The 18,841-nt window shown below is 63.5% G+C and carries 17 protein-coding genes; 8 read left to right on the top strand and 9 right to left on the bottom strand.

The window, feature by feature from the left end:
• Nucleotides 1-166: 166 nt before the first annotated feature.
• Complete coding sequence (locus IVB05_RS41645) at nucleotides 167-1,861, top strand: bifunctional diguanylate cyclase/phosphodiesterase (protein WP_247781979.1); 1,695 nt, start codon at nucleotides 167-169, stop codon at nucleotides 1,859-1,861.
• 72 nt (nucleotides 1,862-1,933) lie between these two features.
• On the opposite strand, the gene phaR is transcribed toward IVB05_RS41645, so the two are convergent.
• Nucleotides 1,934-2,533: a polyhydroxyalkanoate synthesis repressor PhaR gene (phaR, locus tag IVB05_RS41640; protein WP_247781978.1), complete on the bottom strand. Its 600-nt coding sequence runs from the start codon at nucleotides 2,531-2,533 to the stop codon at nucleotides 1,934-1,936.
• A 317-nt stretch (nucleotides 2,534-2,850) separates the two neighbouring features.
• Between phaR and IVB05_RS41635 the strand changes: the two genes are divergently transcribed.
• From IVB05_RS41635 to IVB05_RS41625, 3 genes are all read left to right on the top strand, one after another.
• The gene (locus tag IVB05_RS41635) at nucleotides 2,851-4,029 is read left to right on the top strand and encodes an acetyl-CoA C-acetyltransferase (protein WP_247521924.1); all 1,179 of its coding nucleotides are present in this window, start codon (nucleotides 2,851-2,853) and stop codon (nucleotides 4,027-4,029) included.
• Between the two features lie 206 nt (nucleotides 4,030-4,235).
• Nucleotides 4,236-4,961 carry an acetoacetyl-CoA reductase gene (gene phbB / locus IVB05_RS41630; RefSeq protein ID WP_247781977.1) on the top strand — a complete coding sequence of 242 codons (726 nt, stop codon included), beginning with the start codon at nucleotides 4,236-4,238 and terminating at the stop codon, nucleotides 4,959-4,961.
• Nucleotides 4,962-5,117: 156 nt separating this feature from the next.
• The gene (locus IVB05_RS41625) at nucleotides 5,118-5,987 is read left to right on the top strand and encodes an EamA family transporter (protein ID WP_247781976.1); all 870 of its coding nucleotides are present in this window, start codon (nucleotides 5,118-5,120) and stop codon (nucleotides 5,985-5,987) included.
• Here the strand turns inward: IVB05_RS41625 and IVB05_RS41620 are convergent.
• The 3 genes from IVB05_RS41620 to gloB all read right to left on the bottom strand — a co-directional run bounded on the left by IVB05_RS41620 (nucleotide 5,984) and on the right by gloB (nucleotide 7,944).
• The gene (locus IVB05_RS41620; RefSeq protein ID WP_247781975.1) at nucleotides 5,984-6,664 is read right to left on the bottom strand and encodes a flavin reductase family protein; all 681 of its coding nucleotides are present in this window, start codon (nucleotides 6,662-6,664) and stop codon (nucleotides 5,984-5,986) included. The genes IVB05_RS41625 and IVB05_RS41620 overlap by 4 nt on opposite strands.
• 78 nt (nucleotides 6,665-6,742) lie before the next feature.
• A complete protein-coding gene (locus IVB05_RS41615) occupies nucleotides 6,743-7,171 on the bottom strand; it encodes a cupin domain-containing protein (protein ID WP_247787372.1) in 429 nt (142 codons plus the stop codon).
• 5 nt (nucleotides 7,172-7,176) lie between these two features.
• The gene (gene gloB / locus IVB05_RS41610) at nucleotides 7,177-7,944 is read right to left on the bottom strand and encodes a hydroxyacylglutathione hydrolase (RefSeq protein WP_247781974.1); all 768 of its coding nucleotides are present in this window, start codon (nucleotides 7,942-7,944) and stop codon (nucleotides 7,177-7,179) included.
• 120 nt (nucleotides 7,945-8,064) lie between these two features.
• Between gloB and IVB05_RS41605 the strand changes: the two genes are divergently transcribed.
• Entirely contained in the window at nucleotides 8,065-8,811 is a 747-nt protein-coding gene (locus IVB05_RS41605) for a methyltransferase domain-containing protein (protein ID WP_247781973.1), read from the top strand.
• 122 nt (nucleotides 8,812-8,933) lie between these two features.
• Here the strand turns inward: IVB05_RS41605 and IVB05_RS41600 are convergent, their stop codons facing one another.
• The 5 genes from IVB05_RS41600 to IVB05_RS41580 form a co-directional block, all read right to left on the bottom strand.
• Nucleotides 8,934-9,689: a DUF4167 domain-containing protein gene (locus tag IVB05_RS41600; protein ID WP_247781971.1), complete on the bottom strand. Its 756-nt coding sequence runs from the start codon at nucleotides 9,687-9,689 to the stop codon at nucleotides 8,934-8,936.
• A gap of 487 nt (nucleotides 9,690-10,176) precedes the next feature.
• A complete protein-coding gene (gene prmC / locus IVB05_RS41595) occupies nucleotides 10,177-11,058 on the bottom strand; it encodes a peptide chain release factor N(5)-glutamine methyltransferase (protein WP_247781969.1) in 882 nt (293 codons plus the stop codon).
• 151 nt (nucleotides 11,059-11,209) lie between these two features.
• Nucleotides 11,210-12,289 carry a peptide chain release factor 1 gene (gene prfA, locus IVB05_RS41590; protein ID WP_247781967.1) on the bottom strand — a complete coding sequence of 360 codons (1,080 nt, stop codon included), beginning with the start codon at nucleotides 12,287-12,289 and terminating at the stop codon, nucleotides 11,210-11,212.
• Between the two features lie 54 nt (nucleotides 12,290-12,343).
• On the bottom strand, nucleotides 12,344-14,611 hold the full coding sequence (gene ptsP / locus IVB05_RS41585; protein ID WP_247781965.1) for a phosphoenolpyruvate--protein phosphotransferase: 2,268 nt from the start codon (nucleotides 14,609-14,611) through the stop codon (nucleotides 12,344-12,346).
• 326 nt (nucleotides 14,612-14,937) lie between these two features.
• Nucleotides 14,938-16,191: an aspartate kinase gene (locus IVB05_RS41580; RefSeq protein WP_247781963.1), complete on the bottom strand. Its 1,254-nt coding sequence runs from the start codon at nucleotides 16,189-16,191 to the stop codon at nucleotides 14,938-14,940.
• A gap of 173 nt (nucleotides 16,192-16,364) precedes the next feature.
• Between IVB05_RS41580 and IVB05_RS41575 the strand changes: the two genes are divergently transcribed.
• From IVB05_RS41575 to IVB05_RS41565, 3 genes are all read left to right on the top strand, one after another.
• Complete coding sequence (locus IVB05_RS41575) at nucleotides 16,365-16,844, top strand: PH domain-containing protein (RefSeq protein WP_247781961.1); 480 nt, start codon at nucleotides 16,365-16,367, stop codon at nucleotides 16,842-16,844.
• Nucleotides 16,845-16,847: 3 nt separating this feature from the next.
• Nucleotides 16,848-17,609, top strand: a complete 762-nt coding sequence (gene ubiG, locus IVB05_RS41570) for a bifunctional 2-polyprenyl-6-hydroxyphenol methylase/3-demethylubiquinol 3-O-methyltransferase UbiG (protein WP_247781959.1) — start codon at nucleotides 16,848-16,850, stop codon at nucleotides 17,607-17,609.
• Between the two features lie 233 nt (nucleotides 17,610-17,842).
• Entirely contained in the window at nucleotides 17,843-18,742 is a 900-nt protein-coding gene (locus IVB05_RS41565) for a DMT family transporter (RefSeq protein ID WP_247781957.1), read from the top strand.
• The last annotated feature ends 99 nt before the right edge of the window (nucleotides 18,743-18,841 follow it).

Below are 18,841 nucleotides of genomic sequence, written 5' to 3'. Positions count from 1 at the left end.
GCAAGGCCTATGCCGCTTCCTCCCGTTTCGTTCCCGCCGGGTCAGGGAAGTCCGTGAAACATGGTTTCCGGATTATTTATGAACTTGGCCTAGCCTCGTGTTCAAGAGAGCCACTATCCTTAGCGGTGGGAATCACCCCGGCGGTGTCCCGAATCGAGGCGTCCCGATGCCCCCTGTCCCGCAAGCCTCAAGCATCCTTGCCTCGCTAGGTCAGGCGGCCTTCCTGTGGGACCTGACGGCGGACACCATCGACTGGAGCGACAATGCCGGCGCGGTCTTCACCGACATTCCGGCGGAGGCGCTGGTCAGCGGCTCCGCCTTCGCCCGGTTGATCGAACCCTCCCGTTCGATCCGCAACGAGGCGCTCGCTCAATCTGCACCCGCGCGGACCGGCGAAGAAGGCGTCGCCTACCGGATCGAATATGGCGTTCGCGCCGCGGCCTCGGCGCCCATGATCTGGATCGAGGAGACCGGTTGCTGGTTTGGAGGGCCCGACGGCAAGCCGGTGCGCGCGCAAGGCATCGTCCGTGTCAACAACGAGCGCCACGCCCGCGACGAACAGCTCATGCGGCTTTCGAGGCACGATCCGCTGACCGGTGAACTCAATCGCACGCATCTCGTCGCCGCGCTGGCGGAAACGATCGAAGAAACCATGCGTTTCCGATCGTCCTGCGCCTTCATGCTGATCGGCATCGATCATCTGGCGCGCGTCAACGACGCCTTTGGCTTCGACGTGGCGGACGCCGTGATCGCCGAGGTCGGAAAACGCATCCGCGCCAAGCTGCGTGGGGGCGACGTGCTCGGCCGGTTCTCCGGCAACAAGTTCGGGCTGATCTTGAGGAACTGTACGGTCGACGACACCAATACTGCGGCCGAACGCTTCCTGGCAGGAATCCGCGACGAGGTGATCCCGACCAAATCCGGCCCGGTCTCGGTGACGGCCTCGATCGGCGCGGTCACCATCCCGCGTTACGCCCGCAATGCCGATGAGGCCATCAACCGCGCCCAGGAAACACTCGACGGCGCCAAGCGCCGCCGTGCCGGATCGTTCTCGCTGTGGCGTCCGAATGTCGAACGCGATGCCCAGCGCCGCGTCAACATCCGCGTCACCGACGAGATAGTCACCGCGCTCAACGAGCGCCGCATCGTCGCGGCGTTCGAGCCGGTGGTTGAAGCGCGCTCGCGACAGCCGGCGTTCTATGAGTGCCTGGTGCGGATGGAGCAGGAGGACGGGCAGGCGCTGCTGGCGCCCGATATCGTTCCGGTCGCGGAGCGATTGGGCCTGATCCGGCTGGTCGATCACCGCGTGCTCGAACTTGCGATCGCCGAACTCGCGGCGTCGCCGAACGTGCGGCTCAGCCTCAACATCTCGCCCGACACCACGATGGACCCGGACTGGTGGACTTCGATCGAATCGCTGATGCAGGCGCATCCCGGCGCCGGCGAGCGGCTGATCGTCGAAATCACCGAAACGGTCGCGATCCAGGATATCGACGATGTCCGCGGCTTCGTGACCCGTCTGAAGAACTTCGGCAGTCAGATCGCGATCGACGATTTCGGCGCCGGCTACACTTCATTCCGAAATTTGCGCAAGCTCGGCGTCGATATCGTGAAGATCGACGGCGCCTTCGTGCAGAACATCGCACGCTCGGCGGACGATCGCGCCTTCGTGCATACGCTGATCGATCTGGCGAACCGCCTGCAGATCAAGACGGTGGCGGAATGGGTGCAGGACGAGGAAGCCGCCGTGATGCTGCGCGAATGGGGCTGCGATTACATCCAGGGTCGCCTGATCGGGCTGGCCTCGCCGGAACGGCCGTGGAGCACGGCGGCAGAGACGGTGCTGCCGGCGGCGGGTTAGACTGTCTTCTCGTACTGAAAAATCTCTTCGTCGTCCCCGCGTTCGCGGGGACGACGAGGGGAGTGAACCCTGTTACTCTTCCTTCTTCGGCTCTTTCGACATGCGCTCGAGGCGATCCTGCATGTCTTTCATTTGGCGGCGAAGGTCGTCGATATTGTCTTCGTCAGCCGCCGGCTCCGGCACTTTCTCCGGCTCTGACGACGTCGATCCGTTGCGCGGCGGCACGAACGGCTTGAACATCGAGAACGTCTGCTGAAACAATTCCATGTTGCGGCGGACATGTTCTTCGAGCGGCGCAAACGGCGTTCCGCTGAACGTGTTGGTGAGCTGCTTGCGGAATTTTTCCTGTTCGCGCGTCAGCGTGTCGATCGACTGCTCCAGATATTTCGGCACCACCATCTGCATGCTGTCGCCGTAGAACCGGATCAACTGCCGCAGGAAGGTGGTCGGCAACAAATTCTGGCCGGCCTTGTTTTCCTGTTCGAAGATGATCTGCGCCAGCACCGAGCGGGTAATGTCGTCGCCGGTCTTGGCGTCGTAGACGAGAAAATCCTCGCCGTCCTTCACCATCGCCGCGAGATCCTCGAGCGTCACATAGGTGCTGGTGCCGGTATTATAGAGCCGCCGGTTGGCGTATTTCTTGATGGTCGTAGGTTGGTCTGACTTTGCCATAAGCTCACACATCAACACCGAGAGCGGGGAACCCGACGGCATTGCCGACGGGCAGACGAGCAACGCAACGCAGCAAAGTAAGCATTTTCAATGCGGTTCGGCTACCGTTTTGTGCGGCACGGTTAATTCCAAGGCATGGACGCTGCTATGGAAACCCTCACGGGGATCAATTTGAATGCGCCGCGGAAGGAATTTGGGCCCTGGCCAATTGACATGGGTCAACGGGGTTAACAGGATGAGGTGAGAGACAGGCACGCCATCCGGCAGCCCGCCGTCGAAGAAAACCTCAAGCCAAGAAACCCTAATAGGAGATGTCCATGTCAGACGATGTCGTCATCGTCAGCGCCGCCCGCACCCCGGTCGGCAGCTTCAACGGCGCGTTCGCCACCACCCCGGCGCATGACCTCGGCGCCGTCGCCATCAAGGCTGCGCTGGAGCGGGCCGGCATCGAGCCGGGCCGCGTCTCCGAAGTCATCATGGGGCAGATCCTGACCGCTGCCCAAGGCCAGAACCCGGCTCGCCAGGCCTCGATCGCCGCCGGTATTCCGGTGGAAAGCCCGGCCTGGGGCGTTAACCAGCTCTGCGGAAGCGGCCTGCGCACGGTGGCACTCGGCTACCAGGCGCTGCTCAACGGCGATTCCGAAATCGTCGTCGCCGGCGGCCAGGAATCCATGAGCATGGCCCCGCACGCGCAGTATCTGCGCGGCGGCGTCAAGATGGGCGGCCTCGAGCTGGTCGACACCATGATCAAGGACGGCCTGTGGGACGCCTTCAACGGCTACCACATGGGCAACACCGCCGAGAACGTCGCGCGCCAGTACCAGATCACCCGCGCGCAGCAGGATGAGTTCGCGGTTTTCTCGCAGAACAAGGCCGAGGCGGCGCAGAAGGCCGGCAAGTTCAAGGACGAGATCGTTCCCGTCACCATCAAGACCCGCAAGGGCGACATCATCGTCAGCGACGACGAATATCCGCGCCATGGCGCCACCATCGATTCGATGGCGAAGCTGAAGCCCGCCTTCGAAAAGGACGGCACCGTCACCGCCGGCAGCGCATCCGGCATCAATGACGGCGCCGCCGCCGTGGTGCTGATGACCGCCAAGCAGGCCGCCAAGGAAGGCAAGAAAGTGCTTGGCCGCATCGTGTCGTGGGGCCAGGCCGGTGTCGATCCCAAGATCATGGGCACCGGGCCGATCCCGGCTTCCCGCGCCGCGCTGAAGAAGGCCGGCTGGAACATCGGCGACCTCGACCTGATCGAGGCCAACGAGGCGTTCGCCGCGCAGGCCTGCGCAGTCAACAAGGACCTCGGCTGGGATACCGGCAAGGTCAACGTCAATGGCGGCGCGATCGCGATCGGTCACCCGGTCGGCGCCTCCGGCGCGCGCGTGCTGGTGACGCTGCTGCACGAGATGCAGAAGCGCGACGCCAAGAAGGGCCTCGCCACGCTGTGCATCGGCGGCGGCATGGGCATCGCCATGTGCATCGCACGCGACTGAACTAAAGGCAGAGTGACTGGTTGAATGATGAAAAGATCATCTGTCAACCGCGGCTCGAATTGGTAAGGATGAAATGCCCGGTCTCGCGCCGGGCATTTTCATCTTACGCAAGCGTTTTCAACAACGCTTCAAACCAAAGGCTGAGCTTCGTCAAAAGACCGGGACAATTCCGGCATAGAAAGAAGGCCACCAAGGAGGACTACGATATGGCACGTGTTGCATTGGTTACGGGGGGTACAAGGGGCATTGGCGCGGCGATCAGCAAGGCGCTGAAGGCTGCGGGCTATACGGTCGCGGCGAGCTACGCCGGCAACGACGCCGCAGCCGAAAAATTCAAATCGGAGACCGGCATTCCGGTCTACAAATGGGACGTCAGCTCGTTCGACGACTGCGCTGCCGGCGTCAAGAAGGTCGAAGCCGACCTCGGCCCGGTCGACGTGCTGATCAACAATGCCGGCATCACCAAGGACGGCGCCTTCCACAAGATGACGCTCGATCAGTGGAACGCGGTCATCAACACCAATCTCGGCTCGCTGTTCAACATGACGCGCCAGGTGATCGAAGGCATGCGCGCCCGCAAGTTCGGTCGCGTCATCAACATCTCCTCGATCAACGGCCAGAAGGGACAGTTCGGTCAGGTCAACTATTCCGCGGCCAAAGCCGGCGACATCGGCTTCACCAAGGCGCTCGCGCTGGAGAATGCCAAGGGCGGCATCACCGTGAATGCGATCTGCCCCGGCTACATCAACACCGAAATGGTGCAGGCGGTGCCGAAGGACGTGCTGGAGAAAAGCATTCTGCCGCTGATCCCGGTCAATCGCCTCGGCGAGCCCGAGGAAATCGCCCGCGCCGTGGTGTTCCTCGCCGCCGACGAGGCCGGAGGCATCACCGGCTCGACGATGACGGTCAACGGCGGGCAGTACATGGTGTGATGGCGTCTCGTCATCGCATGGCTGTTGCATGTCGCAACGGCTCATAAAAAGTCGTCATGCCCGGGCTTGTCCCGGGCATCCACGTCTTTACAACCAGCGGCAAGAAAGACGTGGATGGCCGGGACAAACCCGGCCATGACGGAAAGTGTTCTGCCAATGACTCCCCGTGCCGCCACACTGATCGGACTGACTGCGATCCTGATGTGGTCGCTGCTGTCGGTGTTGACGGTTGCGACCGGAAAGATCCCCGCGTTCCAGCTCGCCGCGATGACATTTGCGATCGGCGCGGCAGTGGCGTTCGTGAGCTTCCTGTTCCGGCCGTCCGCCTTCAACGCGCTGAAGCAGCCGCCGGTCGCCTGGGTCGTCGGCGTCGGCGGCCTGTTCGGCTACCACGCGCTCTATTTCCTCGCGCTGCGTTTCGCACCGCCGGCGGAAGCCGGCCTGTTGAACTATCTCTGGCCCCTCCTGATCGTGCTGTTCTCCTCGCTGCTGCCGGGCGAGCGGCTGGCGCCGCATCACATCGTCGGCGCCGTGGTGGGATTGGCCGGAACGGTGCTGCTGTTCGCCGGCAACACTGGCGGCTTTACGCCGGGTCAGATACCGGGCCTGGCCGCAGCCTTCGTCGCCGCCTTTGTGTGGGCGGCCTATTCGGTGATGTCGCGCAAGCTGAAAGCCGTGCCAACCGATGCGGTCGCAGGCTTTTGTCTCGTTACCGCGCTGCTTGCTACCCTCGTCCACGGCATGGTTGAGACCACGGTGTGGCCGGAAACAATCGGGCAGTGGCTGGCGATCATTGCGCTCGGCATTGGCCCCGTGGGGGCCGCGTTCTTTGTCTGGGACATCGGCATGAAACGCGGCGATATCCGCGTGCTCGGTGCCGCCTCTTACGCGACGCCATTGCTGTCGACATTGTTCCTGATACTGGCCGGCTTTGCGCAGCCGACCGCCACGATCGCCTTCGCCGCGATCCTGATCGCCGGCGGCGGCCTGATTGCAGCGAAAGATATGGTGTGGAGGAAGTATTAAACTGCCGGCTTCCAGCCGGGCGGCTTGTACATGGCTTCCGGAATCTGCCCGAGTTCGGAGCGCTGCAGTTTCTCCGGCGTCAGGCCGTAAAATTGCTGGAAGCTCATGATCAGCGGCCGCCATTTGTCGGGATCGACGCGGTTGGGCTGTCCTTCCATCATGATTCCCGGATGTGCATGGACGCGCGTGATCCGCACCTCGATCGCCGTGATGTTGCCGCGCCAGACACTATCCTCCTGCGCCATTTTATGGACCTGCGCGACCTTGGCTTCGATCTGCACCGGACATTCCAGCGCGCGCGGTGCCGCGACGGTTTCGCCTGGCATCGCCGTCAGGCCGCACAGGCCGAACTTGTCGCGCGTGTGTCGATAGCCGCGCATGATCTTGCCCGGCGGCACCGGGTCCGAACCAGTGGTGCGCGCCAGTCGATCGACAGCGCCGACGAGCGCAGCCGACGGCAGGTTGAGCACGCATTCGCCCGACCTGATCATGTTCTCGGTGGTCTTTGAGTTGGTTGCCAACCCCAGCATGCAGCGCCACCCGACCCACCATGCCGACGACATCGGCGCGAGGTTGAACGAACTGTCTTCGTTGGTTGATCCGATCAGAACCACCGGCGTGCCGAAATAGAGAATCGCCGGCTCGATCTGATTTGAAACGCTGAATGTCCCGTGCACTTTTCCGCTCCTCTTGCTGCGAGGCCAGAAACTATGTGCGCGGGCGTGTGAAACCCACCCGATTTCCGATCGGCTGTTTCAGCGCGGAGGAGTCCAATCCTTTGGCGCGAGTTCGAATTTCGCAAATTCGAATCCGGGTGCAACAGTGCAGCCGACTAACGTCCAGTCGCCGGTGCTTTCGGCTGCCTGCCACGCATGCGCGGGCACGACCGCCTGCGGGGTTTCGCCGGCCGTGAGATTGGTGCCGAGTTTGATGCTGCGTTCGCCGTTCTCGTCCGCGATTCGCAGCGTCAGGGCGCTGCCCGCATAGTAGTGCCAGGTCTCCACGGCGTCGATGCGATGCCAGTGCGAGTGTTCGCCACGCGCCAGCAGGAAATAGATCGCGGTCGATCGCGAGCGTCCATCGGCGTCCACGCTGATATCGCGAAACGTCTCGCGATAATGGCCGCCTTCCGGATGCGGCTTCAGCTCGAGCCGCGCGATGATGTCGGCGGCTTTCTTCGGCAGCGCCATCAGGACTTGTTCTTGCGTTCGCGGAGTTCGCCGAATACCTCGGCCGCGCTGGCGCCCTTCATGTGCAGCTTCGCCGCCACCGACGGCTCGTCGGCGCGCAGGAAGACGTTGGTCTTCTTCTCCTCACCCAGCAGCACCGGGATCGTCGGCTTGTTCTCCGCACGCAGCCGCGTCACTTCCTCGGCGCGCGCCTTCAGTGCGGGATTGTCGGTATCGACTGTCAGCGCGAACTTGACGTTAGATGCCGTATACTCGTGACCGCAATAGAGTTTGAAATCGTCCGGCAGCGCGCGGAGCTTCAGCAGCGAATCCCACATCATGGGATAGGTGCCCTCGAACACCCGGCCGCAGCCGATCGAGAACAGCGTGTCGGCGGCAAACAGCGCCTTATCGGTATCGAACACGTAGGAGATATGATCGAGCGTATGGCCGGGCGTTTCCAGCACCCGCGCCAGCAGGCTGCCCACCTTGATCACGTCGCCATGGGCCGCGCGCAGGTCGACATTGGCGATCTTGGTGGACTTGTCGTTGGGGGCAACGACTCGGCAATTATATTTCTGCTTCAGTTCGGCGACGCCGCCGACATGGTCGTGATGGTGGTGGGTGACGAGAATATCGGTCAGCGTCCAGCCCTCGCGCTCCAGCGCCTTGATGATCGGGGCGGCTTCCGGCGCGTCGATCGATGCGGTGGCCTTGGTTGCGGGATCGTGGATCAAATAGCCGAAATTGTCGTTGAGACAGGTGAAGGTGCGAATTTCCGCGGCCATGATAGCTCCGTGGTTAAGGCTTTCGGCCCCATTAATTCCAAAGAAATATGGCGTTAACGCTTGCGCGGCAATGCCATTTTCGGCGCGCCGCAACGAAACGCCCTGTGGTAGATTGATGCCATGACCATCGACGTCATCGACCTCCGCGATTTCTATTCGCGACGCCTCGGCATCGTGGCGCGCCAGCTGATCAACCGCGGCATCCGGGCGCGCTGGCCCGATGCGGCGGGGCAGCGCGTGCTCGGGCTCGGTTACCCGACGCCCTATCTCGGCCTGTTTCGCGAGGATTCCGAACGCTGCATCGCCTTCATGCCGGCGGCGCAGGGCGTGTTGAAATGGCCGACCGCGCGGCCTGCGCTGGCGACCCTGATCGATGAATTTTCGATGCCGCTGCCGGACGCCGCGGTGGATCGGATCCTGCTGGTCCACGCGCTGGAAATGTCTGACGATCCGGAGCGCTTGCTGCGCGAGGTGTGGCGGGTGCTGGCGCCGTCCGGCCGGCTGATCGCGGTGATCCCGAACCGGCGCGGCGTATGGACGCGCACCGACAATACGCCGTTCGGTCACGGCCGGCCCTATTCGCGTGCGCAGATCACGCAATTGCTGCGGCAGACCTGGTTCACGCCGGCTTCGTGGGGCGAGGCGCTGTTCCTGCCGCCGGTCGGCAATAGCTGGTTTTTGCGCTCGGCGATGGCGTGGGAGCGCGTTGGAGCAGCACTGTCGCTGCCGTTCGCTGGCGTCCATATCGTGGAAGCGACCAAACAGGTCTATCGCGCGATCCCCGCGGGCCGCGAACGCACGCGGTTGATTCCATCGCTGGAGCCGGTGCTGGTGCCGTCATCGACGGCGACGAGGGATAAGGTGTAATCTCAGAATCGTAGGGTGGGCAAAGGCGCGCATGCGCCGTGCCCACCAGCTTATTCGGGATATTTGCGAGAAAGTTGGTGGGCACGCTTACGCTTTGCCCACCCTACGAAACCTGTCCGAAGCTACTCATTCCCCGGATTGAAATCTTCGCTGGGCGCGGCAGGCGCGGCCATGCCGTCGGGACGCGGACCATGCGGCCGGCGGCGCCGGCGCGGGAAACGCTCGCCGCCACGGCCCTCTTCATACCCGCCGGGCGTGCCGTTCACCTGCGGCTGCGGGCCGGTGATGAAGGAGGGCAGGCGATCGACGCCGCCGGTATCGGCAATCACCGGCTGCGGCTGGGGTTGCGGCTGATATTGCGGCTGCGGACGATGCTCGCGTTGCTCGCGTTCGCGGTGATGCTCGCGCGGCTGCTGGTCGCGCTGGTAGGACTGACCTTCGCCGCGCTGTTCACGCGGATTGTTGTCGCGGATGTAGGGCTGCGGCTGCTGCGGGACGAAGCCCGGCTCCTGGCCGAAATGCGAGAAGCTCTCGCCCTCGTCGTCGCCATCTTCCGTCGCCGGCGCCTCGTTGTCGACGCGCGGCTGCGGCTGGTTCTGCCGGAACTGCTCCTGGGCGGCTGCGATCAGGCGGAAATAGTGTTCGGCGTGCTGGTAGTAGTTCTCGGCCGCGACCGGGTCGCCGGAAGAGCGCGCGTCACGCGCCAGCTGAACGTATTTTTCGGCGACGTGCGAGGCGGTGCCGCGGATCTTGATATCGGGCCCGTTCGATTCGAACACCCGGGTCATAGGGTTTTGACCGCGCCGGTTATTATTGTTGCTGTTATTGTTGTTATTATTCCGGTTACGCATCCGCTTGTTGTTCTGACCGTTTCTCATGTCTCGCCTTTATTCCAGCCCTGAAGTTATGCAGTTGCCGTCGTAGCCTGATCCGACCCGGCGCGCTCAGGCGCACCGAATCACGATGCCGTTCGAATTCATGTCGTCGATTTCGCCAACCATCGCGTTCAACAAAGACGCGTTCCCCAACCGGCCGCGTTCACCGCGCGCCGGACCAAATCATTCAGCCTGCCAAAACCAGCCTAATCGTCTTGCGTGACGGCTTCGCGTGAGTGGCTGTTGCGTAAGTCTTCAAGCGCAATATCAGGCTTTCGTTCGCTTTGCGGTCGAGAGCAGCACAGCTCCAGCTATTGCGCTCAATTCGACCTGCGTTTTGGAACCTTTCATCCGGCGGGCTCTCGTTTCGAGAACTCTGGCCTCACCCGTGTAAACTTACGGGGCCAGCGACCCTGGACCGATGTTGTAAGCGGAACGTAGTCGCTCCCGGGGAATATTCCAAGGGGTTTTTTTGCGTTCCAAAAGGACTTTATCGGGCCATTTTGTGGCCCGCGACGGCCCTCGGAATGCCTGCCAGATCGGCTTTGGGGGCGATCACAGGCATTAACCCTGCGGCAGCCATCAAAGCCTGGATAGGGCCGCTTTGGCCTTGTCCGGCTTCCACAACGAGGGGGGCGCCTGCTGCCAGAAGGCGCGCCGCCTGAGGGATCAGCGCGCGGTAGGCGTCCAGCCCGTCGGGGCCGCCATCGAGTGCGGCCAGGGGATCGTGATTCCGCACCTCCGCCGCCAGACCATCGATGTCCGCCGAGCGGATATAGGGCGGATTCGAAACGATCAGGTCAAACGGGCCGGTTAGTCCGTTCGCATAGTCGCACGCGATGAACGTCGCGCGATCCGACAGCCCCGCGCGAACTGCATTGGTCCCGGCGGTTTGCAAGGCGGCTTGCGAAATGTCGGTCCCGAATCCTCGCGCCGCCGGCAGCTCGGACAAAAGCGCCAGCAGGATTGCGCCGGAGCCGGTGCCGAGATCGGCGATGCGCAATCGGCGATCGAGGTTCCCGCCGGCGCGCAACAGTTCCAGCGCCAGTTCGACCACCGTCTCGGTATCGGGCCGCGGCACCAGCGTCGCGGGCGAGAGTTGCAGCGGCAGACCCCAGAACTCCTTCTCGCCGAGAATGCGGGCGACCGGTTCACCGGCGAGGCGACGGCGGGCGAATGCTTCGATGCTCGCCGATTCGTCCGGCGTGAGTTGGCGCTGTGCGGCCGTGATCAAGCCGGTCAAGTCGAGGCCGAGTGCGTGACCGATCAGAAGCCGCGCGTCGAGCTCGGCGGATTCGATGGCGGCGGATTTGAACTGCGCGGCGAGGACACGCCGGGCGGTCTCGATGGTCTGGTGGGCGAAATCGTTCATGTGGCGGGCCACAATCTCGACGTCGTCCCTGCGAATGCAGGAACCCATAACCACAAGCATTTATTGTTACGGGAGGTGTCGACCACCGCCCATATTGAGAGGCCGCGGCGTATGGGTCCCCGCTTTCGCGGGGACGACGAGGAGGCGGTCCTCACGCCGCCGCGCCCTGTGCCGCAAGCTGGGCGGCCTGGTGCTCGGTCGTCAGCGCGTCGATCAGTTCACCCAGCGCTTCGCCCGAAATCACCTGCGGCAATTTGTAGAGCGTCAGGTTGATGCGGTGGTCGGTGACGCGGCCTTGCGGGAAATTATAGGTGCGGATGCGCTCGCTTCGGTCGCCGGAGCCGACCTTCTCCTTGCGGTCCGCGGAGCGCGCCGCGTCGACGCGCTGGCGCTCGGCGTCGTAGATGCGCGAGCGCAGGATGTTCATCGCGGAGGCGCGGTTTTTGTGCTGCGAGCGGCTGTCCTGCATCATGACCACGATGCCGGTCGGGATGTGGGTGATCCGGATCGCTGATTCGGTCTTGTTGACGTGCTGACCGCCGGCGCCCTGCGCGCGCATGGTCTCGATCCGCAAATCGTCGTTCTTGATGTCGACGTCGACGTCCTCGACCTCGGGCAGCACGGCGACGGTCGCGGCGGAGGTGTGAATGCGCCCCTGCGTCTCGGTATCAGGTACACGCTGCACGCGGTGCACGCCGGATTCGAATTTCAGCTTGGCGAACGCGCCGCGGCCCTGCACCTCGGCGATGATTTCCTTGAAGCCGCCCATGGTGCCCTCGGAGGCCGAGATCACCTCGACCTTCCAGCCCTGCAAGGCGGCAAACCGCTCATACATCCGGAACAGGTCGCCGGCGAACAATGATGCTTCGTCACCGCCGGTGCCGGCGCGGATTTCCAGCATCACGTTGCGGTCGTCCATGGCGTCTTTCGGCAATAGCGCCACGCGAATCTTCTGCTCCAGTTCGGCCACGCGCGCCTGCAGCGTTTCGAGCTCGGCTTCGGCCATGCTGCGCATTTCCGGATCGGTGGCGGAATCCGCCAGCAGCTGTTCGGCGCCCGCAATCTCGGCCCGTGCCGCGCGATAATCTTTCGCCGCGTCGATCAGCGGGTTGAGCTCGGCAAGTTCGCGCGTGATCTGGACGTATTTCTCGGAATTCAACTGACCCAGCAGCTCAGCTTCCAGCGAGGCGTGGTGGGCGAGCAAGATATCGAGTTTGGCTTCGGGTAGCATGGCATGGTTCTCACGGGGCGAAAGGGAAGGTGGCGTTGTCGGGACCGAGCCTCGCTACAACGACAGCCCCTCGGCTTCCGCGAATTCCGTCAGTTTCTTCCGGATCGAGACGCTGCCGGCCGGCGCGTCGAGCAGCGGCATGATGACAGCCTCGGCCTTCTTGGCGTCGAGGTCGAGGATCATGGCCTTCACCGGACCGTGCCCGGTGGCGGACAGCGACAGCGAGCGGTAACCCAGCGCAATCAGGGCCAGCGCGCCGAGCGGCTTTGAGGCCATCTCGCCGCAGAGCGACGCCGTCTTCTTCGCCGCATCGGCCTTGCGCACGATGTCGCGCAGCGCACGCATGATCGGCGCCGACATGGTGTCGAACCGTTCGGAAACCTTGGCGTTGCCGCGATCGACCGCGAACATGAACTGGAACAGGTCGTTCGATCCGACGGAGACGAAATCGACCTTCTTCAAGAGTTCGTCGAGCTGATAGAGCAGCGCCGGCACTTCCACCATGGTGCCGACGTCGATCCGTTCCGGCAGCGCATGGCCGTGCTGGCGCAAATAGGTCAGCTCGCGCTCGACAATCGCCTTGGCCTGGTCGAATTCGGCGACATCGGAAATCATCGGGAACATGATCTTCAGCGCGCGGCCGCCGCCGGCCCGCAGCAACGCGCGGATCTGGCCGCGCAATAGCCCTGGCCGGTCCAGCCCGAGCCGGATCGCCCGCCAGCCGAGCGCGGGATTTTCCTCGACCACGGTCTCCATATAGGGCAGCGCCTTGTCGCCGCCGATATCGAGGGTGCGGAACGTCACCGGCTTGGAGCCCGCGGCATCCAGCACGGTGCGATAGAGCGCCAACTGGTCCGAGCTGCGCGGCAGGCTCTGGCCGACCATGAACTGCAACTCGGTGCGGAACAGCCCAATGCCGGCGCTACCGGTGTCGTCGATATGCGGCAGGTCGATCACGAGACCCGCATTGATCATCAGCTCGACCTTTTGGCCGTCCTTGGTCACGCAGGGCATGTCGCGCAGCGCGGCATATTGCGCCTGGCGGCGGGCGCGGAACCGCACCCGCTCGGCATAGGCCGATTCGATCTCGGCCGACGGGCGGACATAGATCGAGCCCGAGGTGCCGTCGACGATGATGGCGTCGCCGGGATCGGCGATGCCGGGGGCGTTCGGCACTTCGCCGACGGCGGGAATGCCGAGCGCGCGCGCCACGATCGAGACGTGGGAGTTTGCGGTGCCTTCCTCCAGCACCAGTCCGCGCAGGCGTTTGCGGTCATAGTCGAGCAGCGCCGCCGGTCCCATCGCGCGCGCGATCAGGATGGCGTTCTCGGGAAGCTGTTCACGCGACGGCGCATGATCCTGTCCCACCAATTGCCGCATCAGGCGATGGCCGAGGTCTTCCAGATCGTGCAGGCGGTCGCGCAGGTAAGGATCAGTCGAGCGCAGCATGCGGGCGCGGGTGTCCGACTGCACGCGCTCGACGGCGGCTTCCGCGGTAAGGCCGGTCGCGACCGCCTCATGCAGCTTGTGCGACCAGCCGTGGTCGTTGGCGAACATCCGGTAGGCTTCCAGCACATCGCGGTGCTCGCCGCTGTCGGCGACATCGCCGCGCTCCAGCATGCGGTCGAGGTCGGCGCGCAGCTTGGTCAGCGCCGCGTCGAGCTTCTTGATTTCCTTCGGCAGGTCCTCGGCGATGTAGTTGGTGATGACGACGCGCGGCTCGTGCAGCACGACGTGGCCGAGCGCGATGCCGTCGGAGAGGATCGCGCCTGTTTTGTGCAGGGAATGCCGCGCCGCCGGTTCCGCGCCGGGCTGCGCCAGCGCCGCCAGTTCGCCGGAGGCGATCATTTCCGCCAGCACCATGGCGGTGGTCTGCAGCGCCTCGACCTCTTCCTCGACATAGGTGCGCTTGGCGCGGTTCTGGACGACCAGCACGCCGAGCGTATTGCCGGCCCGCAGGATCGGCACGCCGAGGAACGAATGGTAGATTTCTTCGCCGGTTTCAGGCCGGAACGAGAACGCCGGGTGGTTTTGCGCATCCGAGAGGTTGAGCGGGCTCGCCTCACTGGCGACCAGGCCGACCAGGCCCTCATGCGCGTTCAGCACCGTCCGGTGCACCGCGTCGCGGTTTAGACCTTCGGTGGCATAAAGTTCGAGCGTATTATCGATGCGCAGCACGTAACAGGAGCAGACCTCGGCCACCATGTTGGCCGCGATCAGCACCACGATCTTGTCCAGGCGTTCCTGGGCCGAGACCTGCTCCGCCATGGTTTCGCGGAGCCGTCTCAACAAGACGCGGGGGCCTCCCGAAGCGCTCCGCATGTGCTGGTATCCTCCCCCGCGAGTCCAGGCCGCCGGGTCGCCGGCGGCTGGCGTGAAACGCACGAAAAACAACAATTTTATTCATTCGGCGCGGCCGCAAGCACCTGATCCCGGCCGAATCGGGATCGCCAAAACCGCGGTGCAGTTTGCGGCAACCCACCTCACAGGCCGTATAGCCAATCGAGGCTTGCTTTGCCAAGCAAAACGCCTGCCAGAAGCAATAACGTGTGTGTCAGAGCCAATGCTGCGCCAGCGAAGCGCAGGGGCTGCCAAAACGCCACCGGTTCGGCGATCAGATCATGCGCTTAATTTGAGAGAAAATCGTCCTAGGCCTGGTCGAGCCCGTAGAGCGTGTGCAGCGTGCGCACCGCAAGTTCGGTGTAGGCGGCGTCGATCAGCACCGAAAACTTGATCTCGGAGGTGGTAATGGCGCGGATGTTGATATTGCGTTCGGACAACGCCTTGAACGCCTTCGCCGCGACGCCGGCATGGCTGCGCATGCCGCTGCCGATCACCGAGACCTTGGAGACGTCGGTGGCGCTGTCGAGCCTGATATAGCCGATCTTGCCCTTCGACGCGGTGATGGTGTCGCGGGCGCGGTTATAGTCGGAGGCCGGAACGGTGAAGGTAAGATCGGTGGTCTTGCCGTCCTCGGAGACGTTCTGGACGATCATGTCGACATTGATGTTGGCATCCGCCAGCGGCCCGAAGATGGCGGCCGCAACGCCGGGCTTGTCCTCGATCTGGCGCAGGGAAATCTGGGCTTCGTCTTTGGTGAAGGCGATGCCGGTGACGACGTGGCTTTCCATGATTTCCTCCTCGCTGCAGATCAGCGTGCCCGGCGGCGTGCCGTGCGGGTCGATATCCTCGGGCTTGTCGAAGCTGGAACGGACGAACACGGGCATGTTGTGCACCATGCCGAGTTCCACCGAGCGCACCTGCAGGACCTTGGCGCCCAGCGACGCCAGTTCCAGCATATCCTCGAAGGCGATCTTGTCGAGCCGCCGCGCCTTGGGAACCACCCGCGGATCGGTGGTGTAGACGCCGTCCACGTCGGTATAGATGTCGCAGCGGTCGGCGCGGATCGCGGCCGCAATGGCCACCGCCGAGGTGTCCGAGCCGCCGCGCCCGAGCGTGGTGATTCGGTTGGTCTGTGGATTGATGCCCTGAAAGCCGGCAATAACGGCGACTTCCTTGCGATCCTTGAAACGGGCACTGATCTCGGTGCCGTCGATCTCCAGAATCCGCGCCGAGGCGTGGGCGTCGGAGGTCAGAATCGGGATCTGCCAGCCCTGCCAGGACCGGGCCTGGATGCCCATGCCCTGCAGCGTGATCGCGAGCAGGCCCGAGGTCACTTGTTCACCGGACGCCACCACGGCGTCATATTCGCGCGCATCATGCATCGGTGAGGCGTCGCGGCACCACTCCACCAGCTCGTTGGTCTTGCCGGCCATGGCCGACACGACGACAGCGACATCGTGCCCGGCGTCGACTTCGCGCTTGACGTGACGCGCGACGTTGCGGATTCGGTCGATATTGGCGACGGACGTACCGCCGAATTTCATCACGAGGCGGCCCATGACGACGCGTGCATTCCCTGTGAGGATAAGTTAGGTGACCCGCACGGAAAGTGGAGCGCCCGGGCCGAAAGCGGCGTATACATAGCGGCGCGGTCCGGAGCAAGCAACCAGCTTCGTTTTCGGCCCAAAATGGCGCAAATGGCTGTGGTAGCGGGTTAATTCAAGGCAGGCGTATGGGCCGTTATATCGATGATATCCTGCAGCCCGGCGAGAAGGTGCTGTATTCGACCAACGCGCACTGGATATTTTTCCTGTCTGCGATCGTGGGCTGGGTCGTGGCGATCGCGTTTCTGGTGCTCTCCCGCCTGGTCACGGCCGACACGCCGATGTTGCTGTGCCTGTCGATGGCCGCGATAGCCGCGATTTTCGCGCTGTACAAAACGGCCATCGCCTGGTTCCACCGCTGGACCACCGAGACTGACGTTACGAATATGCGCGTGGTCCACAAGACCGGCTTTATCAAGCGGCAAACGTTCGAGATGAGCCTCGACAAGGTCGAGAGCGTCGACGTCAACCAGAGCATTCTCGGCCGCATCCTCAATTACGGCGATGTGTCGATCTTCGGAGTCGGCGAGGGCAACAAGACTATCGACACCATTGCGTCGCCGCTGGCGTTTCGCAATGCCATCACGACGCGACCGGTCGGCACCTGAACCATGGCCATGCAGCAAAATTCCTCCCCGGGTTTCTCGGGTTCCTCGGTCGACCCCGCCGAAGTCGCAAAGTTCTCAAAATTGTCGGACGAGTGGTGGGACCCCAAAGGCAAGATGGCCCCGCTGCACAAGATCAATCCGCTGCGGCTTGCCTATATCCGCGACGCCGCATGCCGCAAGTTCGACCGCAACGCCAGGAGCCTGAGTTGCCTGTCGGGCCTGCGCATCCTCGATATCGGTTGCGGCGCGGGTCTGTTGTGCGAGCCGTTCACGCGGCTGGGCGCGCAGGTGATCGGGATCGATCCTTCGGCGACCAACATCGCCGCAGCCAGGCTGCATGCCGACAAGGGCCATCTGTCGATCGACTATCGCTGCACCACCGTCGAGACGATGGACGTGCGCGAGCGGTTCGACGTCGTGCTGGCGATGGAAGTGATCGAGCATGTCACCGATGTCGGCGCGTTCCTCGCCCGCTGCGCGGCGATGGTCAAGCCGGGCGGTTTGATGGTGGTCTCGACGCTGAACCGCAACTGGAAGAGCTTTGCGCTCGCGATCGTCGGCGCGGAATATGTGCTGCGCTGGCTGCCGCGCGGCACCCATCAGTGGGACAAGTTCGTCACCCCCGACGAACTCGCCCAGCATCTCGCCCACAATCGCCTCACCATCACCGAACAGGCCGGCGTGGTCTATAACCCGCTTGCCGACCGATGGAGCATCTCGTCCGACATGGACGTGAACTACATGGTGGTGGCCGAGGGGGCGTAGTTAGCCTCAGATCCATCGTCGTCCCTGCGAACGCAGGGACCCATACCGCGTTGTCCTATCGATAAAAGCGAGATGGCTGACCTCTTCCAAAACAATTGGTGCCGCGGCGTATGGTCCCTGCGTCCGCAGGGACGACTGTTTGCGGTGCGCGCGCAATACTGTCATGACGGCGGTTCTGTTGACCTGACGCATCCCGCCCGGCACGGTGCGGCAGCTTCCTGCCGGTACCCCCCATGCTCTCCGTCGTCACGCTCTGGATTCCCTTCACTATCATCGCTGCGCTGGGCCAGGTCGCCCGCAATGCGATGCAGCGCTCGTTGACGGGGCCGCTCGGGACCTGGGGCGCGACCAATATCCGCTTCCTGTTCGGCTTCCCCTTCTCGATCATCTTCTTCGCGGTCGTGGTGGCGGTGACCGGCGACCCCATACCGTTGCCGACGGCCGCGTTCTGGCCTTGGCTGCTGCTGGGCGCGCTCAGTCAGATCGTGGCCACCGGTCTGATGCTGGTCGCGATGAACGATCGCTCGTTCGTCGTGACCACGGCGTATATCAAGACCGAGGCGATCCAGACCGCGATCTTCGGATTCATCTTTCTCGGCGATCATTTGACGCTGCTGAAAGTGATCGCGATCGTGATCGCCACTATCGGCGTGGTCATCACGGCGCTCCGGCCGGGCGGCGAAAAGGGCTTTGCGGAGTTGAAGCCGACCATCATCGGCCTGGTCGCCGCGGCGGGCTTTGCGCTGTCGGCCGTCGGCTTTCGCGGCGCGGTCATCGTGGTGCCCGGCGTCTCCTTTGTGACGGCGGCGTCCTACACGCTGGTGTTTGGCCTGTTCGTGCAGACACTGGTGTTGACGATTTATCTGCTCGTCCGCGCGCCTGATGTGCTGATGAAGATTCTCGGACTATGGCGGCCCTCGATGCTCGCGGGCTTCATGGGCGCGTTCGCTTCGCAATTCTGGTTTCTGGCCTTGGCGCTGACGGTGGCTGCGAACGTGCGCACGCTGGCGCTGGTCGAGGTGCTGTTCGCGCAGGCGGTGGCGTATTATTCGTTCAAGCAGCAGCTGTCGGCGCGTGAACTGTCCGGCATCGCGCTGATCGTGGTGGGCGTGGCGCTGCTGGTGGCGGTTTGATGGGAAAATCGTAGGGTGGGCAAAGGCGCGTTTGCGCCGTGTCCACCATCTTTAGCCCCGAAGTATCACCGTGAGATGGTGGGCACGCTTCGCTTTGCC

The sequence above is a fragment of the Bradyrhizobium sp. 170 genome, from assembly GCF_023101085.1.
Taxonomy (GTDB): domain Bacteria; phylum Pseudomonadota; class Alphaproteobacteria; order Rhizobiales; family Xanthobacteraceae; genus Bradyrhizobium.
The sequence above is the reverse complement of the archived record's forward strand: the minus strand, read 5'-3'. Positions and strand labels throughout refer to the sequence as shown.